Raw genomic sequence first — 26,973 nt, 5'->3', positions numbered from 1 at the left:
TGTGGAGAAGGGAGTTTGAATAAATGAAAAAATTGCTTATTTTGCTATTAGGTATTTTGTTAGTAGCTTGTAGCCAAGGTGATGAGAGTGGTAAGAAAAAAGAAGGTGCTGATAAAGCATCAGAAGAAACATTAAAAGTGGATAAAGGACTTTTAAATGTTGAAGTTACCATACCGGCTACACTTTACAAGGGACAAGACATAGATTCTATTATTTCGGAGGCAAAAAATAGTGGAATTAAGGAAGTTATTAAGAATGATGATGGATCTTTAACTTATAAAATGTCTAAATCCGAGCACAAAAAAATGATGAAGGAATTAAAAGAAAGAATAGTAAAAAGTGTAGAAGAACTTAAAACAAGTGAAGATTTTACTTCTATAAATGATGTGGCTTATAACAAATCTTTTTCTGAGTTTACACTCACAGTAAATAAGGAAAAGTTTGAAGGTAGTTTCGATGCACTGGCATCCTTTGGGCTTGCTTTAGCAGGCATGTACTACCAATTATTTAACGGTGCAGACGTTGAACATTATAAAGTCACAGTATATATTAAAGATGAATCAAATGGAGAAGTATTTGATACTATGGTTTATCCAGATGAATTAAATGAAAATAACGATAAGTAACTTGAAGAGCACCTAATATACAGGAGGAGTTGTCATGAAAAAGCTAGGATTATTATTATTGGTGTCTATTTTATTGGTAGCTTGTGGTCAAAGTGATAAAAACAGCAGTTCAGATAACAAAACAAAAGAGTCTGTTGAGAAAAATGCAGAGGAAGAAGTTAAGGCATCTGAAAATAATGAAGAAAATGAACCAGAGGTAGAGGAAGTTCTGACGATTACTAAAGGTAATGTATTAGTAGTTGATAATTATGCAGAAATCACAATTAACAACAATATTTTTGGTAAACAAATTTCACCACCAAATCCAAGTTCTGTGTATACATATTACAAAAATGAAGAGGAGGGGGAAGTATACTTAGATACAATTATTTTAGTAAAAAGTTTACTAACAACAGGTCAAACATCTAATGAATTTGTAGATGTAAAAATTATTTATGATGGAAAATACGAATACAAGACTTTCTCAACAATAGAAAATCGAGGTGGATCAGATTTCACGTTTACAAATATTACATCAATTGAACCTCTGAAAAATGGTACACTACATTTTTTAGCTTCCGTTCCAGAACAAGTAGAGCAGGATGGGAAGCCGCTTAAAGCGATAATTACTGTAAAAGGGAAAACGTATGAACAAATAATTAGATAGCTATTTATTGTATTAAGCACTCCTATTTGGGTGCTTTTTACTATGTTAAAAAGAGACAGCAACTATTCGAACAGTAATCCAAATCGACGATCGTTTGAGCCAGCCATGAGAGTAATACAAGGCTGTTCAACTTATCTTTATATCTCCTAAAATAGGAAGCAATCAAGCTTCAAGGTAGCTACAGTTACCTCAAAAGTATCTAATAGTATAGTTTTGTTCGGCACACAACTCTCCGACAAGGAGGATAAAAAACATTTAGCGTGAAGCCATCTAGATGGTAATAAATCTTCTTCAAATAACATAGTAGTCATTTTAAATATCGTTTGCTACGTTCATGAGAAAACAATATGTGTAGACGAATATGCTTTGTTAAGATTAATAACATATTAAAAAAGTTTGCTAAGGTATAGTGAAAAATTTACTTGTTTAAAATAAGTTCATTCTTTGGGAAAGTAGCTTAGCTATATTTATAAATGCAATGTAGATGTCATATTTTCTTTTCCTAGTTATTTAGCTTTATTGCAAGGACATTTTTTTAATTTGATTTATATTATTAACACTTAAAATGATTATTTTGTATTGAGTGGAATTTCCTAATTATGATACCATATAGATTAATACATATATGGAGGAATTATTATGGAAAAGAGTAAAATAAAGTTATTATTACTATGTTTATTGTATATTTTAATTCTATCAGCATGTAATCAGAAAGAAGAGCGTGTTGATAAATCAGGTGAGAATGAACAAGAAAAAGTAGAGACTTTACATCAAGAGGAAAAAGCAGTAACAACAAATCAAGATAATTTAGCTATCGAGAAAGCTTCCACTAATGAAGAGACTGATGAAGACAATCATTTAAATACATCTTTGACATTGGTTTTAGAAGATGTTATTCCTAGAGATCCTAGTACTGATAATAATGTCTATGGATATGAATTAAATTTTATTATGAAATATATAAATCACACAGATAAAGACATTAAAGGATTTTTAGCAGAAACATATTTTTATGATATGTTCGGCGAGTTAGTATACAAGTCAGCAATGAAATATGAATGGGATGTTATTCCTGCAAATGGTTCTACAAACTTTAATACTGCTGTTGATTTAAATCAATTCAATGATGTAGATATGCGCTTTTATAATTTACCATTTGAGAATATGACTTTTAACTATAAAATTAAATCCATAATCTTTACGGATGGAACAAGTATATAAAGCCTTACAATATGTTTATAAGATAACTTTAATTATCAAATAGTTTTTACATTCTTGCTTCTTGATTAAATAACTATTTATATAAATTAGCAAAAGTGTGTCGTTAATCGATAACACGAATCTGGATTTTTTTATAATATAATCCCATCACTACTGAAGGAGTAACGAAGATAAGCTTTACCAAATTCAGTTGAGAATAGATAAGTATACCCTTTCCATTCTCGCTCCTTACTAGATTACAGCAAGCAGTCTATAAAGCTTGGTTTGACAAAAAATGAACTGATTAAAGGAAAGCTAGAAGGTTTAAGATTATTTTTCGCAATTTCAATCATAGATGCAGTATCGCCAGACTACTTGAATAAAAAAACCCCCATAAAAGTTTAAATTAGTATCTGACTTTTATGGGGTTAGTTCATATGATTCTCTGTTTTTGGAAGGGAATTACTCCATTATTATTAATTAATTGCTTGTAATGAGTCTAACCCTTCTTTAAGATATACAAAACTTTTATATTTTATTACATTACTATCTACCGCCATCAAAGAATTTAAATATCTCTTTAATTCATTAATATAAGCACTTGTAAAATCGAATAAATCGAAAGTATGTACCCATTCATTATTACCAGATAATTGACTGTAGTTCGTAATAATGAGATTATGACCTTTCTTTTCAAAGCTAATAATATTAGCGTTTCCAAATGGGTCTAATTTTTGTACTTCATTTGTTTGATGAAGTCGTATTAATAACTCATTTAATTCAATTACAATAGTACTGTGCATAGTTGTAGAAAAGAGTAATTCTTCGACATCTCCATCACTAACTAATACTTCTAAATAACTATCGAAATAGTAATCATAACCAAGATCCTCGTTTTTTAAAACGAATATATCTTCATCGACATTAAATTTTATTCGCATGTAGTGCTCTCCTCTAATTATTTTTTAGTGATGACTGATTTCCCACTGGTTGGGTAAGAAGTTTTTATAACATAATTATCTGTCACAACTGTTGTCATTTCATCAATACCATATTTATTAGGTTTATATTTATATACCATAGTACCATCTTTTGGATTAACACTTGCTAATTGTCCTTTTTCTAGAGACTCCATAATTAAATTTTTAATTTTCGCCTCACCAAGGTGTTTTGGAAAAAGTGTTGTCCCTTTTGTAGCAGCAGTTCCTGACACATGTCTTTTATCAATATGTTGCCATCCAGTCTTAGAATTTCCATCCATTAAGATTCCTCTGCTATTAAACTTTTGAACTTTCCCTAATCCTGCTAATGCATTTACCTCATCCTTTTTACCGGATTTCTTCAATAAACTATAGATTTTCCCCGATTTTACGACTTTACCTGCTGGAAATAAAGAAATGATAGCAAGTCCTTTATCAACTACTCCAGCATCGGGATTGAAAATAGTTTTTACATCGTCCAGTACAAGGAAGTCTATACCTTCTTTTACTGCATTCTTTACAAAATTACCAGCATCTTTTAACCATTGAACACTTGAATTAGTCCAATCTTTTACTTTATCTAATAAATTCGAAGAAGATTGTTTAGCAACTAAATGTTTTTGTCTCGATTCATTAGAGATGGTTACTGAGTCATTATAACCCTCTGCTTTTAATCTTTCGGCACTAACAAATATTTTATCATAGTTAGATGCTGAAGTGATCGTATAGTCATTAGAAGAATAATTGGTAATCCTAGAAACCATAATACAAAACTCCTTTTTTGTTTTTTACATTTTATAGTATATTGTTATAAATAAAAACAATCAATAGTAAAATTTTGTTATTAACTTCATTTTAAATAAGATTTATTTATGATGAAAAGCTTGGAAAAGAACTGGCTTTTTACGTGGACTAACAAAATTTGACGAGGCAAGTTTTATAATGACATCAACAAGATGTTCTCACCATAAGAAAAGGGTCACCAGCTGGAGGTGACCCTTTTCTTATGGTGCTGAGTAACGACATGATCGATAGTTGCCAATAATGAAGGCACTAGCTTATATTCGTTTTCTTACAGTGAAAGATGATTCATATTAATATTCTTTTTGCACGAAAGTTGCGCCTACAATAATTAAAAGAATAAATAGAACAACAATTAAAACGAATGTGGAACTATTATTTTTACCGTAGTCCATGCAATAACCTCCGCCATAGTCTTGACCAAAGCCTTGACTATAGCCTCCGTAACAACAATTAAAACCGCCTGTGTTTCCAAAGTATCCCATTGTGACCTCTCCTTTCTTCAATTTATTGTATGTGGGGATATTGAAAGGAGAGGGGTATTCGTCTAATTGATTATTCTATAATGACCCAATCCAGAATTGTAGCTAGTGTTTTAGCTTAAATGAAGCGGTGATGCTTTTATAAAAAAATAAATGTCAAGTTTCAAAAACGCCGCTTTTATTATTATTTAGTGTTAGTGCAATATGGGCGAACCAACTTACCATTCATCGTTCAATTCATAAGACTACCCATTCTTTTTGCCTTTTTAATTTGCGCAGGTGAAAGTCTTCTGTCATCTCCTCAGCATTACGAATAGAATCTTAAAAAGTATAGAGGTGACCTTTCCTGTTTGGACCTACCATTTAATTTTCAACCTACAATGAAAATAGATGGATAAAATTCTTATCTATCATTTAATTGTGTGAAATATATCCATTGATTGTGACGAACTATCCTTCTTTTCTTCATCGAAAATGTAGGCGTTATCTAGATTTTCTTTTTTGTAGCAATGAGTGTAAACCCTAGTGAAAAATAGAGGAAACTTGCCACAATGGTGCTATACAACAATATCGTAATAGAAGTGGGAGCCCAAACTTTGATAAATGTCCAATTTAGGCCACCGAGTAAAATAGTGGGCGTAAAAAATATCGCGGCCAGTAGTGTAGTAGCGAGTACAAAATGTACAGATAAAAGGAATATTCTTTTGTAATTTAATTTTGCCAAACCACGTTGCTTGTTATAGAGGCTTTGAATATTTTTAAATAATAGGTAACAGAAGAAAATACTAATTGCGATGACGATAGCACTTATAATTGTTACAATTTTATCTAGCTTTTGATAGCTACTAACATGTTGATTTTGAATCGTTTTGCCTTCCCATAAATCCATGACCCCTTGTCCAATCGCTGTTGTAAAACTTGTATTCATATTGGCTAAAATAGCTACGCCTATTTGTTCATCTGGTTGCATGATGAAATATGAAGTAAAGGTTGGATTTTCACCAGCATGGTAAATATATGGTTTATTGTCCTTTTCAACAACTGCCCAACCGTTTGCATAAAAAGTATTCGTATCAAAAGGCTCCACTGTTTGATCGGGAATATGGGATTCTTGAATGAGATTGTTACTGAGTGAATAGATTTCGCTGTTTCCTAACTGTAATTTCAACCATCTCGCTATATCATTGGCGTTACTGATGATATAGCCAGCAGGGATATTCCCACTGTAGACAGGTGGTATATATGCCTGCTCTCTCATAAGGCCAATTTTATAACCAGAAGCCATATTACTAGATTGTACTTGATGAACCCCTACAAAAGATTGATCCATGTTAATAGGTTGTAAAATATTTTGCTGGATATATTGATCAAATGGCTGTTTCGAAACATGCTCAATAATTAGTCCTAAGACATCATAATTAATCGTTGCATATTCAAAGGAGCTACCTGGTTTGCGATTTAATGGATGATCCAGTAATGTTTTGACCGTTAGCTCAAGGGCGTTATCAGCCGTGCTTTCTGGAATACGAGTAATTGAATTAGAGGGAATTCCGCTTGTATGTGACAATAACTGCTGAATTGTCATGACCTGTTCCTCCCCTTTATAGGCTAATGATAACCAAGGGATATATTTTTTAACATTATCAGAGCGTTTTAACAAACCTTGATTTTCTAATTGCAGAATAGCAAGCGCCGTAAATGCTTTTGATGTGGAGCCTAGCTCAAAAAGGGTATGAGGAGTGACAGGCGTTTTTGTTTTCATATCTGCAAAACCAAAGCCCTTTTGATATACCGTTTTCCCTTTATCAACAATGATTACCGAAAGGCCTGGGATTTCGCTAATGGTTTGCTGTTCCTCAATAAATTGATCAATTTTCCTAATTGTATCATTTGATGCTGCCTGTACTAATTTGGGTATCAAAATACAAAAGATCAATATTACAGCAATCATCATCGATTTTTTCATTAATCGTGTCATGTTGTTTTCTCCTTAGAATGAAATATATTTGTTACAACATGGATTACTATAACAACCAAAATATGGTCAAACCATCGATTAGCATGACTATTCGAGGGATAACATGACAATTTTGTCACATCAGAAAACTCAAAAAGGGCTACTCCTATATCAATAGGAGAGCCCCAATAAAATTTATTTAGTTTGCTCTGGAAGTAAATCTTGCCCATTAATTATGAGTTTAGATGCAGAGATGAGAATATCTTTATTGGCCTCATAATAAGGATCTAAAATTTTATAGAAGGCTTCCCATTGCTCACCAGCTTTTTCTTCTTCCCCATCTTTCTCAAGGGTAACAGCTTTTTCATAGTGTTGTTTTAATTTTGTGTAATCCGATTGACTAATTTCGAATTCAATATCAGCCATATATTCTTCAAAGGAAATTTGTTCATATTTAAAATGTGAGTTCAACTTTTCGTAGAATTGATCCCAAAGCTTCATTGATAACTCTTCGTTTTTATCTTTATCTGCTTTTTGAGCTTCATCATAGATAGATTTTAACTCTGTGAGTTCCTCTTTTGTCAAATCTACTTCCATGTCCGCCATGTATTGCTCAAACGTTAGTGGCGGATACAGCTCTTGGTGATACGGCTCAAGGATCGTGTAAATTTTATCTATTTTTTCTTGTGCCATTTCCGTTTTATCTTCTTTTGTGAATTTTATCCATTCTGTATAAAGAGTTTTCAACTGCTCTTTATCTTGAGCTTTAATAACAATGTTCTTTTCAGTAAATGCTGCTTCATTGATAAATTCTTCAAACGGCTCAGGTTGCCAGTTTGCTAATTCATAGGGTCTTGTGATGTTATCCATCGCTTGATAGAGACGTTCCATTTCCTCATAATTCTCTTCTTTTCCTGCTTTTTTCATGTCATGAAAGAGTTTTTCTAATTGGATTAACTCTTCTTTCGTTACGCCCTTAGGTAGTGATTTTTTGTACACATCAAAGGTATAGAAGTCCGAGTAATCCTCTATAATGCTACCTTCAACTGAAATTTCCTGTCCTTCCACTAGCTTCAATTGCTCGATTTGCTGATCAGAGAATTTGTGTAACCCAATATAATAATTTTTGCCATCTGTACCTTTGATGGTAAGGCCATCACCACCAAAATATTTAACGGTACCTTGTATTTTTTGTTCTATTTGCATTATGACATTATTTGTTGTTTCCACAGATGTTGCACCAGCTTGCAGCGGTGTTAATACAGCCATTCCTAGTGTTAGTGCTGAAGCCAATAGCCATGTTTTTTTAACAGGTTTTTTCATGTTTATCAATTCTCCTTTAGGTTAACTTGTGTTACCAATAATTAGACGTTTTACCAATTGAAAAGGTTTTATCTTTTTTAAAAATTTTTAAAGAAATCAAAAGAGCGGAGTTCAAGTCATGCCCTCTCTTTTTTAGTACCCGATTGCTTTGAAAAATAGCCATTATTTACAGTACAACTTACACAAAAGATTGGGTCTTTTTTAGATTGAAGGAAGGAGTATATGTACAAGGACATGACGAAAGTGTTTTCTATAGGGAGAAAGAGAACTGAACGTTACTATTCTGCAAGGAGAGGAGCGTTTTCCATTACGACCTAGTACGTCCTTGGAATTGCACGAGTAACGAAGGCATTAGTGCAGAGTATGATGGTTTTAGCTTTGTGCTCCTAATTGTTAGCTTTAGGAGCACTTTCTGATGAACATCAATTGAATTCTAATGTTTAAAATGTTCCACTACTACTGACTATAGTGAAAGTCTACCGATTCCAGTGGGTAAGCGAGCCTTTTTGAGACCCTGCACGTAGAGATAGCGAAGGAAGTAGCTTAACGCCAATCCACAGGACAGCGGGTAGTCTGAAATGGGAATCATTATTTTTATCTGTTTATGTTAAATCAGCTTTCATAAAAAGTGAATGCCCTTTCTACTGTTCATCCTGGAAATAGATTTTATAGAATTTACGATTCGTTGCCTCATCATAGCCAACTTCAATCAGCTCATCTATTTGATCGATATGTTGAATATTTACTTGTATTTCAATGTTGGCATCCAGTTTGATTTTACGTTTATACTTCTTCTCAGCCTTTTCTAAAGCACTGTCCGAAATGACTGTTTCATAGGGTTTGACTGAGTTGATGATGATATCTTTTTGGCTAGCATCTGCTTGCTCAAATACGGTGTTGATATAATGGTTTACTTGAAACTCCTCTTCATTTCTAAAATAATCTAGTGTTTTATTCAGAAGTCCCAGCTTCTCCGTGTTTGTATAATTTTCTTCCTTTAAGATGTATTTTTTACATTCAGCTAATGCTAAATCCGTTTTATGATAATGTTCATCTGCTGCTTTAATTTTTAAAAATCGTTCTTGCCAATAAACAATATCTTCTTTACGTTTCGTTTTCATAAACACAGCAGGTGCTTGATCTGGTCCCATATCAACAATGATAGCCATATTATTTATTTTCTTGACGTTAATACCATCAACGCCGTTGATAATCATTTGATTGTGGTCATTTTTTACATCTAAAAATATTTCTTTTTCATCAATTTTGACAATGGCAATAACTTTTTTAGCCTCATTCAATAGTAAACAATTTTCGAACAAACCAATAAACAGTTCACCGCTTTTGATGTTTGGATGTTGTGAGACACTATGTAAGTGCCTAGCCATATTTTGTGACTGTTCTAGAAAGTTACTGTTCTGTTCAAAAATAGTCTTAGAATACGTAAAAACTTCATTAAGCTCAATATTGGTTTCATGGAAAAATTCGTATTGCTGCTCCATATCTATTTTACTAAATGCAAGCTGTGTAAAGGCTGCTTCTAGCATGACTTCGGGTTGAGACAAGGCTTCTTCTCCTAAAATAAGTGTTTCGCTCACAAAATGTAGACTATATTGTGCTAATTTACTTTCACTGACTTCTAGCATAAATTTCACCTTCTAATTTTTCATAGTAGCTAGTATACCATATCCTATTTAATAGATTTCATTTATCCTAAACATTAAAGGTGGAAATAAGGCATGAGAGGGGAATGGGGAGTCCTGCTCATAACGCATGAAATCAATGTCGTTAAAGAAAATTGGATTTAGAAAGTAAGTAGAATCGATATTGAAGAATACTTAGGAAAGACAAGTCAACTTATCCAATACTACAACAATTTATTAATACCAGTTCTCAAATTATTTGAGGCTGGTTTTTTTATGACTATCAAAGATCAGATGTCTTGTTTTGTGAAGAATGTTGGGGATTAGAAGTTTAAAATGCCGTTGCTTAGATAATGCTAAAAACATGTAGGGATACTCTGTACGATTGTACTAAAGAGGGTGATCAATATGTGGGAAAAGGTGATTTCCTATGTGCCGCATTGGCAAGTTTTTTTTCAGGGCTTTTTAGCATTTTTCATTCCATATTTGATTTTCAAATTGTTTAATGGTTTTTTTATTGTCAAAAAGGGCAACGGCAAAATTGATATAAAAGAATATAGTGATCAAAGTGAGACGGTGCATAAACCTATTCAAAAAACGTTAGAGCAATTTACAGGTAATTACAGTGAAGATCTCTTACTAATGAGGAAAGAACTTGGTCATAATTGGGATATTCATTTCAGAGAATTTCACATTGGAAATACTGGTAATCGTGCAGCTATCGTTTTTCTTAAAGGGTTATGCGATAAAGAGCTGATTGACAAGCATATTTTAAAATCATTAATGAATGGACTTTCAGAAAGTTCCACGTTGATAAGAGGTTATGAATTACAACAATTGATTGCAAATGAAATCCTACCAGTGAGTGATCTTATAGATGAATCGAATGTCATGAATTCCGTGGGAAAGGTATTAACTGGCTCTACTGTATTAATTGTTGACGGTATACCGAGTGTATTTATCATTGGTACCGCACATGGAAAGACTCGAAATCTTGAGGAGCCTGTTTCTGAAGCATTGGTACGTGGACCAAGGGTGGGCTTCACGGAAAAATTAAGTGTCAATACTTCTTTATTGAGGCAACATGGTGAAAACCAACATTTATCTATTATTGAAATGGAAGTGGGGGAGCGAATAAAAAAACAGTTAGTCTTAGCCTATATAGATGAAATTGTGGAACCTGATCTCGTCAAAGAGGTGAGGAAACGGATTGAAACAATCAATTTGGATGATGTAGCTGAATCAGGTTATATTGAGCAATTGATTGAGGACAATTATCTTAGTCCGTTTACGCAAGTACAGAGTACCGAGCGTCCTGATCGTGTTGTTGCAGCTTTACTGGAAGGACGAGTTGCAATTCTATTAGACGGCACTCCCTTTGCTTTAATTGTACCTGTCACATTTAATATGTTATTGCAATCACCAGAAGATTATTATGAACGTTGGTTGCCTAGCTCTCTTATCCGTTTGCTTCGTTATTTTGCTGCAGGTATCACTTTATTTGGACCATCCTTGTATATTGCTTTTGTGTCGTTTCATCAGGGGTTAATCCCCACTAAACTAGCGTTGTCCATGATGGGGACAAGGCAAGGGGTACCCTTCCCAGCATTAATCGAAGCTCTCATTATGGAGGTTGCCATTGAAATACTACGAGAAGCGGGCCTTCGCTTGCCTAAGCCGATTGGTCCGACAATGGGAATTGTTGGGGGGCTTGTCATTGGAGAAGCAGCAGTACAGGCAGGAATTGTTAGTCCAATTATGGTTATTGTTGTTGCATTAACGGCCATTTCTTCCTTTGCTATTCCTCAATATAATGCTGGCATCACGCTACGAATGCTGCGATTTGTCTCAATGTTTTCTGCTGCTTTATTTGGACTATATGGCATCATCCTATTTTTCTTATTCCTTTGCAGTCATTTAGTGAAACTAAAGAGCTTCGGCGTACCATATCTTAGTCCTACTGTTCCGTATAGAGCAGGTGACTGGAAAGACTTTATGGTTCGTATGCCGTTCAGGGTGATGAAACATCGTCCGAGATTATTAAAGCCAAAAGATTCTATCCGCAAAGGGAAATAAGAGGAAAGGAGAAAAACAGCCATGAACAGCACTTTAAAAGATAAAATAACGACATCACAAGCAGTTGTTATTATTATTAACTATATTCTTGCCACTGGAATTCTTACCTTACCTCGTGCATCTGTAGAAAAAGTAAAAACGCCGGATGTATGGATTAGTGTTTTTTTAGGTGGAGTTGTTGCCATGATTGCGGGCGTAATTATTGTCAAGCTAAGCCAACAATATCCTGACAAAACATTTTATCAATACAATCAAGATATTATAGGGAAATGGTTGGGCTCATTCATAAGTATATGTGTAATTGTCTACTTTTTTACCATTTCTGCTTTTGAGGTTCGCATAATGGCTGAAGTAACCTCTCTCTTCTTATTAGAAGGAACACCTACATGGGCTATCATTTTGCCCTTTTTGTGGGTAGGGATTTATTTGATTAGTGGTGGCATCAATACAATTGCTCGTTTGTTTGAAATCATTTTCCCTATAACCTTTGTGATTTTTTTGCTCGTGGCCTTTTTAAGCTTAGGAATCTTTGAAATCGATAATCTTAGACCAGTATTAGGTTTGGGTGTTGTACCCATGTTAAAGGGGATCAAAACAGCGACACTGGCATTTTTAGGTCCTGAAATTATGCTGCTTATAGTAGCATTTATGTATCCATCAGATAAATCAAAAGCTGTAAAGGTTGTACTAGTGGGCATAACGATTCCTTTACTTTTTTATGTTATTACAGTTGTTATGGTTATTGGAGCTTTATCCATTGAAGGGGTTATGACAAGGACATGGCCCACGATTGAATTGATGCGAAGTTTTGAAATTCCTGGATTAATTTTTGAACGCTTTGAGTCGTTTTTACTGGTCATCTGGATTATGCAAATATTTGCTACCTTCTCGATTACCTATTATGCAGCTGCTTTAGGATTAGCTCAACTTTTTAAGAAAAGTATGAATCCTTTCTTATACGGATTATTACCGATTATTTATATCATTGCGATGACGCCAAAAAATATTAATGATCTTTTTACATTTGGCGATAAGATTGGCCATGCTGCACTAATTTTATTTGGTGCCGTACCTATAATTTTACTCCTTATATCGAAATGGAGAGGAAATAAAGCATGAAGCGAAAACATCAATATATCCGATACCTTCTATTAATGACTGTATCCTTTCTTCTTACTGGTTGCTGGAGTAGTAAAGAGATTGAGGATTTAGGTATTATTGTAGGCACATCATTGGATTTAGAAACAGGTGATGTATCTTCTGAGGAGCAACAAGATGCTAGATATGCAAATAGGGATCTGCTAACAATTACCAATCAATTCATTACATCAGAGACAACAGTTTCTGGAACGAAAGAGGGTACCTTACCTGAAAAAGCATATAAAAATGTCACTGAAACGGGCGATGCGGTGTTGCCAACATTACGAAATATGCTTCTAAAAGTTGATAAACGCTCCTTTGCTGAACATTCCAAAGTGATTATTATTGGGGAAGATTTAGCCAGTACCGTCAATCTTCAACAAACACTAGATTTTTTTCTAAGAGAATTAGAAATACGACCGAGTGGCCTGCTCCTTATTGCTCAAAATCGTGCAAGTCAGGCACTTGAAACGAATGAACCAACGAAAATTCCAGCTTTTCAATTAGTGGAAATGATGGAGGGGCATGAAAGGACGACTAAGATTTTACCACCGATGACCGTTGCCAAGTTAGAAGGAAAGCTCTATTCAGACTCAAGCTTTTTATTGCAAAATGTGTTAGCGGAAGATGGGGAAGTAAGGTTTGCAGGAGCTGCTGTCATTGAAGGCAAAACGAAAAAGTTGCGTGGCTTTTTAAATGAAAGTGACTTGGAAGGAATTGCATGGATAACAGGCGAAGGGAAAGGTGGTTTAGTCAAAGGCTTTGATGAGGAGTCAGGGGCACCCATTATCTATGAAATTATTTCAGCTAAAAGTAAAATTATTCCTCTCATAAAGGACGATCAAATCTCTTTTACCATAAAAATTCAAACAGAGGGTAGAATCTCTGAACATTGGGTCCTATCAGATAAGGCATTTGACAATCGATTTTTGAAAAAAGCGGAGAAAGTATTTGAAAAAGAGATTGAACGATTAGTGAAGAAGGTTTTGGAAAAAACGCAACATGAATTTCAAACGGATGTTGCTGGATTTGGCAATAAAATAAGAATAGATTATCCAAAGGTATGGCAAAAAATAAAAAAAGATTGGGATCAAACATTTAGTGAGGTTCCAATCACATGTGAAGTGAATGTAACCATTAAAGATTATGGGACGTCAGGTGATTAACGAGGTTAATCATCTTTTTTTTGTCTATTTTGTATATACTGGAATTAAAGTCCGTATTATTAAACATTCGAAAAGATGGGAGATAAAAGACATGCAATATATCGTTCAATCAATCGCTACAGTTTATAACAATCGGCAAATGATCAAAGATGATTATTGGGGAGAGATTATTTCAACTATTGAACTTGCTGATCATATCCAGGAGGCATCCTTAAAAGGAATAGGAGATTTTTCTCATCTAGAAATTATTTTTTATTTTGATAAAGTTACAGACGACCATATCCAATATGAGGCGAGACATCCTAGAAATTATCAAAATTATCCCGAGGTCGGCATTTTCGCGCAAAGGGGTAAGAATAGACCCAATAAATTAGGAAGTACAATCGTTGAGTTATTAGAGGTCAAACCAAGAGCATTAATCGTCCAAGGGCTAGATGCCATTGATGGCACACCTATACTAGATATAAAGCCTGTGATGAAAGAGTTTTTACCTAAAAAGGATGTTCAACAGCCAGCATGGTCAATAGATTTAATGAGGGCCTACTGGGGGTAATAAAGTTGTTAAAGCGAAGACATTTGAGTCTAAGAAAATTGTTGCATTATGCAATGGATGCAGAGCATACTTGTGTAGTAATCGAGGGGAGTTGCATGCTCCCCCTGAATTTTTATAGAATAATTCCCTCTTGATAAAGAATGCTAATGGCATGAGAACGATTTCTGGCATGTAATTTTTTGATAGCAGATTTGACATATTGGGTAATAGTTAATTCACTTAAATCCATAAAATCTGCAATTTCCTTCGTACTTCCCCCTTGTGCTACCTGTCTCATCACCTCCAGCTCACGTTTGCTAAGAAGGCCTTCCTTTTTGCTATTTCTAGTTTGCATGATAAGCTGACCAATAACATTTCCAAAAGCTGTCATGTCATCCAATAGCTTTTCATTTATAGCGATTTCCTCTTCCAATTGTGTACTACAAATATAGCCGAAAACATATTGGCCAATGAAGATGGGAATGATTAAAAATGAATTATTTTGTGAGGGAATAGAATATTTAATACTTATATTTTTTAAATAATCCATTCCTGTACAAAATTTAGCCTTCTTATCCTCAATAGCAGCATAAATAATAGGGAAGCTACGAATCTCCTCTCGAATTTCACCGATATGACTACCTCCAGATTCATTCAAAAAAATGATTCCTTCAGCTACAAAGCCTATTGGAGAATACCTTAATAAGTAGGCATCTTTGATAGGAAAAGAATCTAAATATACCTGCAAAATATGTATCAACAGCTCTTCATGATTGGCATAACTTTGTACCGTGTCGAAACGTTTTTGAATGGTATAAAGATTGGACATGACCTATCCCCTTTTTTAAGTATATACTACGCTTAAAATAAGGAATTTTCAATATTTTCTGTAAGTTGTAGTATTTAAGCTAAGGAAATCCAGTATTTTCTTGTATTTGTATTTAATAATTTATTGGAGTGAGGGGTGTAGTGGATGAGTAGCCAAACAATTAAAGAGGTGGATGCAGTTGTTTTAGGCGCTGGCTTTGCAGGCTTGTATATGTTACATCAGCTGAGGAGTAAAGGTTTTTCTACCATTGTATGCGAGGCTGGAGATGGTGTAGGCGGTGTTTGGTATTGGAATCGTTATCCGGGCGCTAGATGTGATATAGAAAGCATCTATTATAACTATACATTTTCAAAAGAGTTGTATGAAGAATGGACTTGGACATCTAGATTTCCAGAACAAGCGGAAATATTACGTTATTTAAATTACGTGGCAGATCGCTTTCAATTGCGAACGGATATCCAATTTAATACAAGGGTCACTGCAGCACATTTTGATGAGGAACGTCATAAATGGATTGTTTATCTAAACGACGGACAGCACATCTTAGCTAAGTATTTTATTACAGGAATAGGCTGTCTGTCTGCTGCCAATGTTCCTAACATTCATGGACTGCAACAGTTTAGCGGAAATTGGTATCACACGGGGCATTGGCCACATGAAAAGGTTGATTTTACAGGGAAACGAGTAGGAATTATCGGGACAGGCTCCAGTGGTATTCAAGCCATACCTGTAATTGCGAAAGAAGCAGAGCAGCTTACTGTATTTCAACGGACACCACAATATACGATTCCGGCTCGTAATCATCCATATGATGAGAACTTTATCAAAGAAACCAAGCAAAATTTCGAAGCTTTAAAGCAGTCGATGAGAAATTCTATATCAGGTACACCTTTTGCACAAAATCAGCAATCTGCAATGGAGGATAGTGATGATAAAAGGATGGCGGTTTTTGAGAAAGCTTGGGCACAAGGTGGTTTTGCCTTCGCAGCCACTTATGATGATCTGTTAACAAATGAACAATCCAATGAAAAAGCAGCGGAATTTATTCGCTCTAAAATACGACAAATTGTGAAAGACCCTGTGGTAGCAGAAAAATTATGTCCGAAGTATATGTATGGCACGAAAAGACAGGTTTTAGATAGTGATTATTTTGAAGCCTACAACAGGGAGAATGTTGTACTGGTGGATGTAAAAGAATCACCTATCAAAAAAATAACAGAAACAGGTATTCAAACGACGGATGAACATTACGATTTAGATCGTATCATTTTTGCAACAGGCTATGATGGCATGACAGGACCATTATTTAAAATTGATATAAGGGGAAGGAACGGTGAGACATTAAAGGAAAAATGGGAGGATGGTGCTTCTGTTCAAACATATCTCGGACTAACAACAGCAGGTTTTCCTAATTTATTTATGATTACTGGTCCAGAAAGTCCATCTGTCCTCGTGAATATGCCAATCGCTATTGAGCAGCATGTAGAATGGATTGCACAATGTATCGATTACTTGCGTGAGCATGACATTGACCTTGTGGAACCAAATAAAGATGCCGAGGAAGCTTGGAGCAAGCATTGTCGAGAGATTGCTAACACAACACTTTACGTCAAAGGTGATTCCTGGTATACGGGAGCTAATATTGAAGGTAAACCCCGCAGTTTTTTAATTTATCTGGGCGGATTTGATTATTATACAAAGCATTGTCATGAGGTGGCTCAAAATAATTATGAAGGCTTTAAATTAATGAGATTAAAACCAATATCATAGTTTGCAAGAGAGGAGCATATATCAATATGGGACAACAAGTAGTCATTATTACAGGTGCAGGAAATGGTATAGGGAGAGAAACAGCAAAATTACTAGCCACACAGGACAAGGCATTAGTATTAGTAGATTTTGATGAGAAAAGTGGTCAAGACACACTACATGCTGTGAAGGAACATCAACAACAGGCTATCTTTGTCCACGCAGATGTTTCTAAAAGCCAAGACGTGAAGAAATATGTGGAGGCTGCAAAAGAAGCGTTTGGTAGAATTGATGCGTTCATCAATAATGCAGGTGTGTTAAGCCCGCCATCTTTACTAGCAGATTTAGAGGAAGAGACATTTGATAACGTCATTTCGGTCAATCTAAAAGGAACTTTTTTAGGCTTAAAATATGTATTAAAAGAGATGGAGCAACAACAGTCAGGTGTCATCGTGAATACTTCTTCAGCGGCAGGAATACAAGGACAACCCTATTTAGGCGGCTATGCTGCTAGTAAGCACGGTGTTATTGGGTTAACTAGAACTGCTGCCATTGAATATGGTCCTAGCGGTATACGAGTAAATGCTATTTGTCCAGGTGGTGTAATGACTAATATGACAAAGGGCTTAACGTCCAGTCCAGAGGAAAACGGCCCCCTAAGAAGATTAGCAGATGCTTCTGAAATCGCAAATGTAATCGCTTTCTTAATTTCGGAGGAAGCCTCTTATGTGAATGGCGCTGTCGTACCAATTGATGGCGGTTTAACATCGTAAAAAATATTTTAAATAAGAAAGGAAGAATTTTAATGGAACATCGTATTGATTCAGAACTAAGAGAAACGTTAGCAATTTTCCCCCCATTAGATTTAGATAATGTACAGGCAACAAGAGAAGGAATGGCAGCCGTTGCTGTGCCAGCTCCGATAGATGAACAGATAACAGTTGAAAATAAAGTGATTCAAGGGCCTGATGACAACGATTCTCTTCGCATTCGTATTTATAAGTCAAAAGAGCAGAAAGAAATTTCCCCAGGGCTACTATGGATTCATGGCGGCGGCTATGTCTTAGGTGCTCCAGAAGGAGATGATTTGCTTTGTCAGCGCTTTGTTAATGAAGCGAAGTGTGTGGTTGTATCTGTAGACTATCGACTTGCTCCTGAACATCCTTATCCAGCACCACTTGAAGATTGTTATGCTGCGTTAAAATGGGTAGCAGATCATGCGGACGAATTAGGGATTGATCCCAGTCGTTTAGGAATTGCTGGAGCAAGTGCTGGAGGAGGTCTCACAGCTGCACTCGCATTACTTACTCGAGATCGTAATTATCCAAAGCTTAGTTTCCAAATGCCTCTATATCCAATGATAGATGATCGGAATAACACACCATCTTCATTAGAAATTACGGGACATATGATCTGGAACCACTCGCTCAATCAAAAAGGCTGGGAAATGTATTTGAGTGGAGAGAACGGCAGCGACAATGTGTCACCATATGCCGCAGCAGCTAGAGCAGATGATTTATCAGGATTACCGTTTACGTATACATGTGTTGGTCAATTAGATCCATTCCGTGACGAGACTTTACAATATGTGACAAAGCTATGTCAGGCTGGAGTAGATGTCGAATTCCACTTATACCCAGGTTGCTATCATGGCTTTGAAAGTATTGCTCCAACAGCCGCAGTCAGTCAAAGGGCTGCCACAGAGTATGTAGAAGCTGCTAAATATGTTTTGCATCGAAAGATTTCAGTGCCTTTATAAATAACTTACAAAAGTCTCGAAACTTTGATTTAAAAAAGTTTCGAGACTTTTTTGGCAATCATAATTACATCATAACTAGTTTGTAATGCCACCTTTTAGGTTAGACTTTTATCGAGTGAAAGGAGGAGAATACAAATTGCTACAATTTGATTCAAAAATTGTTGGAAAAGAGATTGGTTTCGGCTATTTACGTGATAAAATTGCCAATCGAGGTTTTACGATTGGTGGGAATTGGGAGTATTATAAAGGAAGCTTCGATTCGATATTATGGAAAGAGGCAGGGGAAACTATTTATTTGCGTGTTCCCTTTATCGTAACATCAGGGGAACTTGATAATGAGGATGCCCAAATTCGTTTTCAAAAACCATTTGTCATTAAGCATGTTGAGAATATAGGTCTAGATTATGATGAGGGGTCTTTACTTGATGCAACTGGTGTTAGTCAATTCCAAACTCCGCTTGATAAAGACGGGTATATTCACGATAAAAGTAGATGGATTCAAGCAGGCGAACAAGCTGTTGAAGAAAAAGTGCTACCTTTTTTTATGCATTAGCTAGATAAATTTGAATAGCTAATGGCTAAAATTATATGCCTTTTTTCCTTTTTATTATTGGGAACTTGTAATCAAAAATAGAAATAGAATTGTCGTAAGAATTTTCCAACATTATAATAGTGTTAACGTACACTACTAGAAGAGGTGAGTTTATGGACAAAATAGCTATAGATGATTTTCAACATTCCCATCAGAAATTGCAACAAGAAAGACTCATCCATCGAAAAGAAGCGTATCTTGATGTGTTAGCGAAAACAAAAGCATTTGGTGAAATAATCACTTTTGAAGGTATAAAAGGTAATAAAAGAGACGTCTAGGGGACGTCTCTTGTTGTTGAAATAAGATCATGTCAATAGCAGAAAAAGAACTTTTAGCGAGGGGGTGATTTCCGTTCCGCCAGCGTCCTTTCCAGGGGGCGTCCGCTGAGCCGCTTCACTCACTTCCGTTCGCTCCAGGGTCTCAGCTGTGACGCTAAATCCCCTAGGAGTGACGCTGGCTCCTCTTCAATCAACCATTTGGCAAAAGTGGCTTTTCTTTCTCTTTCATACGAGCCGTCACGATCAAAATCGCTCCTTATTTGCCTGATGAGAGAAAGGAAAGCTCCTTATTTTCAATGTGGAGAAGTGATGCGTGACAACACCTCTTCATAAAGAGTAGGGAACACCTTCGCTTTATTTGAAAACCTTTGTTAAAAAGAAACATCTTTATGGATTGGAGTGGAAGGCTACTTGACTCCCGTGGGATAGCGAGACAGGCGAGCCCCTGCACGGAGCGGTAGCGGAGGAAGCGGCTCGGTGCTCGCCCACAGGAAAGCAAGTAGCCTGCAACGGAAATCTATTTTTACCTTTCACAAAATTTCTATAGATCGTTTTGTTTTTCAACACTAAGAGACGTCTAGGGGCGTCTTTTTCTATTTTCTTAATGCATTAAAAATGAAAGGGTGAACAACAATGAAATGTATCATGCCACTATTACTGCTAGTAATGGTTTTATGTGTTGCTTGCGTGCCACCTAAGGACAAGAGTGACGGAGGTTTAGAAAAAGAGGAAACGCGCATGGCTCCTTCAATAAATTCAACAGTAGAAATACTAGCAAATCAATTGCAAACACCATGGTCGATTCAAAAAAATGGTACTGTTTTTTATGTAGCAGAAAGGCCTGGTAGTATTGTGAAAATTGAGGAAGGAGGAGCAGTTGACAGGCAACAGGTCATCCTCGATAAGGAGCTTTCAACAGCGCCAGAAGCTGGTTTATTGGGGTTTGTATTAGCACCTAATTTTTCAGACAAACAGATTGCCTTTGCTTATTATACGTATGTTGAAGGAAGCGAGCAGTTTAATAGAATTGTTACATTAACCTTGAACGATAATAAGTGGTTAGAAACGGATCTTATCATAGATCGAATAAAGAGTGGTACATATCATCATGGTGGTCGTTTAAAAATAGGGCCTGATGGTAAACTGTATGCAACAGTAGGTGATGCGACGCAACCTTCCTTAGCACAAAATTTAGATGCTCTAGAGGGAAAAATTTTACGCATCAATTTGGATGGCTCCATACCGAACGATAATCCTTTTCCACAGTCCTATGTATACAGCTATGGACATCGAAATCCACAGGGCTTGACCTGGGCAACAGATGGTACGATGTATGCCAGTGAGCATGGCAATGCCGCAAACGATGAAATTAATATAATCGAGAAGGGGAAGAATTATGGCTGGCCCGATATTGAAGGAACAAAAAAACAGCAAGGTATGATCACACCTCTCTTTACATCAGGTACTTCTAAAACGTGGGCACCATCTGGCATTGATATGATGGATGATCAATTATATGTCGCAGCTTTAAGAGGTAGTGCAGTGTTAGCGTTTGCTGTGAAAGAAAACAAATATATTGAACGATTGTCGGAATTTGGAAGAATTCGTGATGTCTTTGTGGATGACGCATTTCTTTATTTTATTAGCAATAATACAGATGGTCGAGGAAGCCCACAGTCACAGGACGATAAACTATATCGGATACCATTGTGATATACTATTTGTGAAGACATAGAAGGGTATAAGGAATGGGGAGGACTAACATTGGCTAATTATCTTAAAATCGCAGTGGCAATTGATTTCTCGGAACAATCATTAAAAGCATTGGATCGAGCAAGTCACTTAGCCATGCAACACAATGCTATTTTGCAATTAGTGAACGTCATTGATACAAAATCATTTGGAGCGGTATCTGCATATGATTTGAAATATGCGGAGGAACTAAAGAAAGAAAACGTTGTAAAAATGGAACAGTTGGAAAAAGAGGCATTGCAGACAGGAGTCAAAACCGTGGAATCTGTAGTAGAAGCAGGCTCACCAAAAGGTATTTTAACGCAATTACCGAATGTGGACTTAATTGTCTGTGGTGCAACAGGGTTAAATCGTATGGAGAAAATGATGTTAGGATCTGTTGCAGAGAAAGTAGTGCGCTATGCTCTATGTGATGTGCTAATTGTCCGTTAATTTTTTGAATAAAAAAGACCTGCTTGTGCTAGTAGACAAGCAGGTTTTTTCATTATTATTCGATTGTTTGAGCGTTATCAATAATGCTTTGAGGAATATCAATTGTTTTTAGGTGGTTGAAATCAGTGTAAGTAACGACTGATTTTGTATTCATGATTAATTCGTCACCTTCTACGGCCATTTTTAAATCAAAATTCATATCCATTTTTTTTGTATCGAAAGTCTCTTTATCGATGTGTAATACATAGTTGATTTTTTCAATTGTTAATTGATCCATTGGATTTTCTTCTAATCCCATATCCTCGATAGATTTAGTGATCTCAGAATCAATTAGCTCTTTAAATTTATCGCCTTTTGCTTCTAAAGTAAGGACATACTCATCGTCTGTTTGTTCAAATTTAAAATCACCAATGAATTTTTTTAGATGTTCTAGCTGTTCTTTCGCATCTGCAGAAGCAGCCGTTTGATCTAAAATCTCATCAAAATTCTCATCAGGTAACTTGATCCAGCTATCAGTTGTCATATCTTTCATGAAAAGACCAGTGTCTTTCTTCATGTACATTTCTATTGGCATGTCCGTTGTTTCTTCGCCTTCACTCATCATATCGGGCATCGACATTGAACCTGACAAATGCATTGCAAGTGGGTCAACAATGATGTCCATGTCCATTTTAGAGTCGATAGAAAATTCCATAGCCTCTTTACCAGATCCAACCTTTGTTACCTGTGTCATGTCCATATTGGCACTTGCACTTTTAATGTCAGCCTGGCGGTCCACTGCTTTGTCATACACTTGTTCTAAAGTGAGTTTGCTTGTTTTAGTTGTGTCTTTCGTAGGGGTAGCACTCGAGTTACAAGCTGCAAGTGTCAATGCTAGTGTCCCAACTGCTAATACTTTAAAAATTTTCTTCATTACTTTCATCTCCTATTCTTGGTAAAAAACACTATCTACTACTATACGCCCTAAAAAAGGAAAAGTTTCGTTATTTTTTAAAAAAGACTAAGCTTTTATTAAAAAATAACATTCTTTTCACAACTGCATGTGATAAACATGCGAAAATTAATAAAGGTACAGAAGCATAATTAAAAAAGAAAAAGCTGTCACCAAGCAATTGTTCAATGACAATTGCTTGGGACAGCTTTTTTGATTATCTTTGTTCTGCAGAGATTTAAGTGTCCGCTGATCGCGATAATGCCCTGATGTAATGGATTAATTATAACCCCAGATCATGGCGAATAATGTACCAATGATTGTGACTACACCTACGAATACTGAATATAAAATCGTTGTATACAACGTTTTCTTATCTTCAGATTCACCGATGTGCATGAATAATACTAATTGTACAGTTGCTTGTGCAAGGGCAGTTATTAGTAAAATTCCAAATGCCATATTAAGAGACATATCGAATTTAACAACAGCTAAAGCTACAATTGTTAGTAATAGTGAGAAGCCGAAGCCCATCACATGTTGTTTTGGGAATAATTCCTTCATCAGCTAATCAGTCCTTTCAAGTAGACGAAGCTGAAGATGAAAATCCAAACAACGTCTAGGAAATGCCAGTACAATGAGAAGATAAACGCTTTGTTCGCTGTTTGTGGATTTAAACCACGTTTAGCCACTTGGATTAAAATAGCTACGCCCCAGAAGAAACCAAATGTTACGTGGGCACCGTGCGTTCCAAGTAAAGTCATTAAGGACGATAAGAATGCGCTTGTTTGAATCGTCGCACCTTCGTGTACATAAGTGACAAATTCATCAATCTCAATAGCTAAGAAGCCAAGACCTAGTAAAAGAGTGATGATAAAGAATGTCATCATCGCTTTTTTACGACCAATACGCATTGCATGAACACCAAGACCAATTGTGAAACTACTTGTTAATAATAAGAATGTTTCCCATAGCACTGGAGTTAATTCGAAAATTTCGGCACCATTTGGGCCACTACCTGTACGTGTATGAAGTGTGAAATACACTGTGAATAGTGTGGCAAATAACACGATTTCGGCGCCGAGGAAAATCCAGAAACCAAAGATTTTTAGACGGTTTTCCTCTGTACTATATTCTAATGGAAGTGAAGAATCGATTTTCATATTATTTATCACCTCTCAAGCTTTTTTCAGTTGCCATTACTTCCTCAACTGAAATGTAACGACCATGATCTTTTTCGAATGAACGATGGATCATGAAGCCAAATACACCAAGCATACTGATGATGGCTGGAATCCATAGATTGAATACAGCGAAGAATGCTGCAAGGAAGAAGAATCCACTCATCCAGAATGGTGTACCTGTATTATTTGGCATGTGAATTTTTTCGATTGGACCTGCAGTAATATCGCGACCTTCTTTTTTCGCGAACCAAAACTCATCTAAGCGAGTAACAGTAGGCACTACGGCAAAGTTATATTCTGGTACTGGAGAATGTGTAGCCCACTCAAGTGTACGACCATCCCAAACATCTGCCTTTTCATTGCGAGGCATATGTTTCCAGCTGTAGTAAATGTTATAAACAATTAATGCAAAGCCGACTGCAAGTCCTAGCGCACCGATGAACGATAACATGTTCAATGGACCATAACCAGTAGACTCTGAATAAGTGTACATACGACGAGCATAACCATCTAAACCTAAAATAAATAGTGGGAAGAATGTTACGTTGAAGCTAATGGCAATGAACCAAAAGCCAGCTTTCCCTAATTTTTCATTTAAACGGAAACCGAACATTTTTGGCCACCAGTAGTGGTAACCTGCAAGTACACCAAATACTGTACCTGGAATTAATACATAGTGGAAGTGGGCAACTAAGAACATCGTATTATGATATTGGTAGTCGGCACTTGCCATCGCGAGCATAACCCCTGTAACCCCACCAATAGTGAAGATAGGAATAAAGCCAAGTGCATAAAGCATCGGTGTTGTAAATTGAATTTTCCCGTGCCTCATTGTGAGTAGCCAGTTAAATATTTTAACACCAGTAGGAACTGCGATTGCCATTGTTGTAATAGAGAAAACACTGTTAACCATTACACCGTGACCCATTGTATAGAAGTGGTGGGCCCAAACTACGAATGATAGTAGGGAAATGACCACCATACTCATCACCATTGATTTGTAACCGTATAAGTTTTTACGTGCAAACGTTGCAATGATTTCTGAGAAAATACCGAAAGCAGGTAGGATAACGATATAAACCTCAGGATGTCCCCAAACCCAGAATAGGTTGGCCCAAAGCATATCCATACCACCGTCTTGCATTGCAAAGAATTTTGTGCCGAATTGACGGTCAAACATCATAAGTGCAAGCGCTACAGTTAATACTGGGAACGCGAATACGATAATAATGTTTGTAATTAAAATAGACCAAGAAAACATTGGCATTTTCATTAATGTCATACCAGGGGCACGCATTTTAATGATCGTCGTGATAAAGTTAACACCTGTCATTAAAGTACCAATACCTGATAATTGAAGTGCTAAAGAATAATAGTTATTCCCTACAGTCGGACTAAATTCCGTACTTGCAAGAGGGAAGTAGGCTGTCCAACCAGCGTCTGGTGAACCACCGATAATGAATGATAAGTTTAATAAACCAGCACCTGCTGCAAATAGCCAGAAGCTGACAGCGTTTAGACGTGGGAAAGCAACGTCACGTGCACCGATTTGAAGTGGAATGACAATGTTCATTAAGCCGATCACAAATGGCATCGCCATAAATAGAATCATTAATAAACCGTGTGTTGTGAAAATTTCATTATAGTGTTGTGCATCAAGAAGTCCGTTATCTGGAACGGCTGTTTGTGCACGCATTAACAGTGCATCGATACCACCGCGGAATAGCATTAATAAGGCTACTGCGATATACATAATCCCGATTTTTTTATGGTCAACAGTTGATAGCCAGTTTTTGTAGAAATAGCCCCATTTTTTGAAATAAGTAAGGCCTGCTACGATAACCACTGCACCAACTACGATACTAATAGCTGCCGCTAAAATCATCGGTTCTTGCATTGGATGGAATAATTCTTCCATACTCATTGGATGCGCTCCTTTCAAAATTAAAAATTAATGGTAATATTCGTTCGAATAAAAAATTAGTGATGTCCTGAATGCTCTTCAGACATATCCTCATGATCCATGTCATCCATATTCATGTGTTTACCATGTTCCATTGGAGCTGGTCTGAAGTCTAAGTGTGTAGATGAGAAGCTTTGGCGACCAACATGCTCCGCCTCTAATAGCTCGTCAAATTTTTCTTCAGTTAATGGTGCTTCTTTTGCTTTGACATCAGCAACCCATTGATCGAAATCTTCTTGCGTCATAGTTTGTGCTTCAAATTCCATTTCTGCAAAGCCACGACCATTAAAGTTAGAGTTACGTCCCATAAATGAACCAACTTCATCTGCAGCCAAGTGAATCGTTGTTAACATATCACTCATGGCATATTTTTGACCTGCTAATTGAGGAATCCAGAAACTTGTAATTGGACCAAATGAATAAAGCTTAAACTCTATTGGACGATCCACTGGAATGTTTACATAATTAACTGTTTCAACACCTTCTTCAGGATAACTGAAGTGCCATTTCCAGTTTGATGATGATGCATAAATAACTAAAGGCTCCTTATCGTCATAACCCGCAGGTTGGGCTTCTACTGTAGAAGTTGTTCTTACTGTAACAACAGCTAAGAAAGCTACGATAATAATTGGAATTACTGTCCATGTAATTTCAAGAAGATGGCTACCCTCTTCATGAGGAGGCTCATAATCTGCAGATGCCTTTGATGCGCGATATTTTGTTAGCATAAAGGCTAAAAGCACATACACGACTAGTAATATAAAGGCCATTGTAATAATGGATAAGATAATTGTGTTTGATAATGTTTCGGCATTAGGTCCTTTTGGGTTGAACACTGTTAATGGTTCACAACCAGCAAGAAGAGCAAGCGCACTCAATGCTACAAACATTAAACTTAATTTTTTCTTCATGTTTGACTCCTTTCTATAAGA

26 protein-coding genes are annotated in these 26,973 nt (G+C 36.1%); 14 read left to right on the top strand and 12 right to left on the bottom strand.

Going from position 1 to position 26,973, the window contains the following annotated elements; all coding sequences use genetic code 11:
* The first annotated feature begins 23 nt into the window (after positions 1-23).
* The 3 genes from MKY46_RS16390 to MKY46_RS16380 all read left to right on the top strand — a co-directional run bounded on the left by MKY46_RS16390 (position 24) and on the right by MKY46_RS16380 (position 2,493).
* Positions 24-626: a hypothetical protein gene (locus tag MKY46_RS16390; RefSeq protein WP_036124240.1), complete on the top strand. Its 603-nt coding sequence runs from the start codon at positions 24-26 to the stop codon at positions 624-626.
* 34 nt (positions 627-660) lie between these two features.
* The gene (locus tag MKY46_RS16385) at positions 661-1,272 is read left to right on the top strand and encodes a hypothetical protein (protein WP_036124242.1); all 612 of its coding nucleotides are present in this window, start codon (positions 661-663) and stop codon (positions 1,270-1,272) included.
* Positions 1,273-1,911: 639 nt separating this feature from the next.
* Entirely contained in the window at positions 1,912-2,493 is a 582-nt protein-coding gene (locus tag MKY46_RS16380; RefSeq protein ID WP_036124244.1) for a hypothetical protein, read from the top strand.
* Between the two features lie 455 nt (positions 2,494-2,948).
* Here the strand turns inward: MKY46_RS16380 and MKY46_RS16375 are convergent, their stop codons facing one another.
* From MKY46_RS16375 to MKY46_RS16350, 6 genes are all read right to left on the bottom strand, one after another.
* Positions 2,949-3,413, bottom strand: a complete 465-nt coding sequence (locus tag MKY46_RS16375) for a hypothetical protein (RefSeq protein ID WP_036124246.1) — start codon at positions 3,411-3,413, stop codon at positions 2,949-2,951.
* 17 nt (positions 3,414-3,430) lie between these two features.
* Positions 3,431-4,216 carry a hypothetical protein gene (locus MKY46_RS16370; protein WP_051891677.1) on the bottom strand — a complete coding sequence of 262 codons (786 nt, stop codon included), beginning with the start codon at positions 4,214-4,216 and terminating at the stop codon, positions 3,431-3,433.
* A gap of 330 nt (positions 4,217-4,546) precedes the next feature.
* Complete coding sequence (locus MKY46_RS23835) at positions 4,547-4,738, bottom strand: YjcZ family sporulation protein (protein WP_036124248.1); 192 nt, start codon at positions 4,736-4,738, stop codon at positions 4,547-4,549.
* A gap of 484 nt (positions 4,739-5,222) precedes the next feature.
* On the bottom strand, positions 5,223-6,713 hold the full coding sequence (locus MKY46_RS16360) for a serine hydrolase domain-containing protein (RefSeq protein ID WP_036124251.1): 1,491 nt from the start codon (positions 6,711-6,713) through the stop codon (positions 5,223-5,225).
* 174 nt (positions 6,714-6,887) lie between these two features.
* Positions 6,888-8,015, bottom strand: a complete 1,128-nt coding sequence (locus MKY46_RS16355) for a hypothetical protein (RefSeq protein WP_036124253.1) — start codon at positions 8,013-8,015, stop codon at positions 6,888-6,890.
* Between the two features lie 641 nt (positions 8,016-8,656).
* Entirely contained in the window at positions 8,657-9,661 is a 1,005-nt protein-coding gene (locus MKY46_RS16350) for a hypothetical protein (protein ID WP_036124255.1), read from the bottom strand.
* Between the two features lie 405 nt (positions 9,662-10,066).
* On the opposite strand from MKY46_RS16350, the gene MKY46_RS16345 reads away from it, so the two are divergent.
* From MKY46_RS16345 to MKY46_RS16330, 4 genes are all read left to right on the top strand, one after another.
* The gene (locus MKY46_RS16345; RefSeq protein WP_036124257.1) at positions 10,067-11,734 is read left to right on the top strand and encodes a spore germination protein; all 1,668 of its coding nucleotides are present in this window, start codon (positions 10,067-10,069) and stop codon (positions 11,732-11,734) included.
* A gap of 21 nt (positions 11,735-11,755) precedes the next feature.
* Positions 11,756-12,853 (top strand): spore germination protein, encoded by a 1,098-nt coding sequence (locus tag MKY46_RS16340; protein ID WP_036124259.1) that lies wholly within the window; start codon positions 11,756-11,758, stop codon positions 12,851-12,853.
* Complete coding sequence (locus MKY46_RS16335; RefSeq protein ID WP_036124261.1) at positions 12,850-14,040, top strand: Ger(x)C family spore germination protein; 1,191 nt, start codon at positions 12,850-12,852, stop codon at positions 14,038-14,040. The genes MKY46_RS16340 and MKY46_RS16335 overlap by 4 nt, the downstream gene beginning before the upstream one ends.
* Positions 14,041-14,131: 91 nt before the next feature.
* Positions 14,132-14,593: an SAM-dependent methyltransferase gene (locus MKY46_RS16330; RefSeq protein WP_036124271.1), complete on the top strand. Its 462-nt coding sequence runs from the start codon at positions 14,132-14,134 to the stop codon at positions 14,591-14,593.
* Positions 14,594-14,705: 112 nt separating this feature from the next.
* On the opposite strand, the gene MKY46_RS16325 is transcribed toward MKY46_RS16330, so the two are convergent.
* On the bottom strand, positions 14,706-15,401 hold the full coding sequence (locus MKY46_RS16325) for a response regulator transcription factor (protein ID WP_036124263.1): 696 nt from the start codon (positions 15,399-15,401) through the stop codon (positions 14,706-14,708).
* A gap of 144 nt (positions 15,402-15,545) precedes the next feature.
* Between MKY46_RS16325 and MKY46_RS16320 the strand changes: the two genes are divergently transcribed.
* The 7 genes from MKY46_RS16320 to MKY46_RS16290 all read left to right on the top strand — a co-directional run bounded on the left by MKY46_RS16320 (position 15,546) and on the right by MKY46_RS16290 (position 21,963).
* Positions 15,546-17,171 carry a flavin-containing monooxygenase gene (locus MKY46_RS16320; protein WP_036124265.1) on the top strand — a complete coding sequence of 542 codons (1,626 nt, stop codon included), beginning with the start codon at positions 15,546-15,548 and terminating at the stop codon, positions 17,169-17,171.
* Positions 17,172-17,197: 26 nt separating this feature from the next.
* The gene (locus MKY46_RS16315; protein WP_196243750.1) at positions 17,198-17,923 is read left to right on the top strand and encodes an SDR family NAD(P)-dependent oxidoreductase; all 726 of its coding nucleotides are present in this window, start codon (positions 17,198-17,200) and stop codon (positions 17,921-17,923) included.
* Positions 17,924-17,955: 32 nt separating this feature from the next.
* Positions 17,956-18,909: an alpha/beta hydrolase gene (locus MKY46_RS16310; RefSeq protein ID WP_058844355.1), complete on the top strand. Its 954-nt coding sequence runs from the start codon at positions 17,956-17,958 to the stop codon at positions 18,907-18,909.
* 136 nt (positions 18,910-19,045) lie between these two features.
* On the top strand, positions 19,046-19,462 hold the full coding sequence (locus tag MKY46_RS16305; protein ID WP_036128457.1) for a YugN family protein: 417 nt from the start codon (positions 19,046-19,048) through the stop codon (positions 19,460-19,462).
* Between the two features lie 152 nt (positions 19,463-19,614).
* Entirely contained in the window at positions 19,615-19,779 is a 165-nt protein-coding gene (locus tag MKY46_RS16300; protein WP_186436205.1) for a hypothetical protein, read from the top strand.
* A gap of 633 nt (positions 19,780-20,412) precedes the next feature.
* Positions 20,413-21,492 carry a PQQ-dependent sugar dehydrogenase gene (locus MKY46_RS16295; protein WP_340834793.1) on the top strand — a complete coding sequence of 360 codons (1,080 nt, stop codon included), beginning with the start codon at positions 20,413-20,415 and terminating at the stop codon, positions 21,490-21,492.
* A 51-nt stretch (positions 21,493-21,543) separates the two neighbouring features.
* Positions 21,544-21,963 (top strand): universal stress protein, encoded by a 420-nt coding sequence (locus MKY46_RS16290; protein ID WP_036123932.1) that lies wholly within the window; start codon positions 21,544-21,546, stop codon positions 21,961-21,963.
* A 55-nt stretch (positions 21,964-22,018) separates the two neighbouring features.
* On the opposite strand, the gene MKY46_RS16285 is transcribed toward MKY46_RS16290, so the two are convergent.
* From MKY46_RS16285 to qoxA, 5 genes are all read right to left on the bottom strand, one after another.
* On the bottom strand, positions 22,019-22,876 hold the full coding sequence (locus tag MKY46_RS16285) for a DUF6612 family protein (RefSeq protein WP_058844877.1): 858 nt from the start codon (positions 22,874-22,876) through the stop codon (positions 22,019-22,021).
* 297 nt (positions 22,877-23,173) lie between these two features.
* Complete coding sequence (gene qoxD, locus MKY46_RS16280) at positions 23,174-23,458, bottom strand: cytochrome aa3 quinol oxidase subunit IV (RefSeq protein WP_340834791.1); 285 nt, start codon at positions 23,456-23,458, stop codon at positions 23,174-23,176.
* A complete protein-coding gene (qoxC, locus tag MKY46_RS16275) occupies positions 23,458-24,057 on the bottom strand; it encodes a cytochrome aa3 quinol oxidase subunit III (RefSeq protein ID WP_004226587.1) in 600 nt (199 codons plus the stop codon). Before qoxC ends, qoxD begins: the two co-directional genes overlap by 1 nt.
* A 1-nt stretch (position 24,058) precedes the next feature.
* Positions 24,059-26,002, bottom strand: coding sequence for a cytochrome aa3 quinol oxidase subunit I (gene qoxB, locus MKY46_RS16270; RefSeq protein WP_036123939.1), 1,944 nt, complete (start codon positions 26,000-26,002; stop codon positions 24,059-24,061).
* A 56-nt stretch (positions 26,003-26,058) separates the two neighbouring features.
* Positions 26,059-26,952, bottom strand: a complete 894-nt coding sequence (gene qoxA / locus MKY46_RS16265; RefSeq protein ID WP_036123941.1) for a cytochrome aa3 quinol oxidase subunit II — start codon at positions 26,950-26,952, stop codon at positions 26,059-26,061.
* Positions 26,953-26,973: the final 21 nt, after the last annotated feature.

It is taken from the genome of Lysinibacillus sp. FSL M8-0355 (genome assembly GCF_038008985.1).
Lineage (GTDB): Bacteria > Bacillota > Bacilli > Bacillales_A > Planococcaceae > Lysinibacillus > Lysinibacillus fusiformis_D.
The sequence above is the reverse complement of the archived record's forward strand: the minus strand, read 5'-3'. Positions and strand labels throughout refer to the sequence as shown.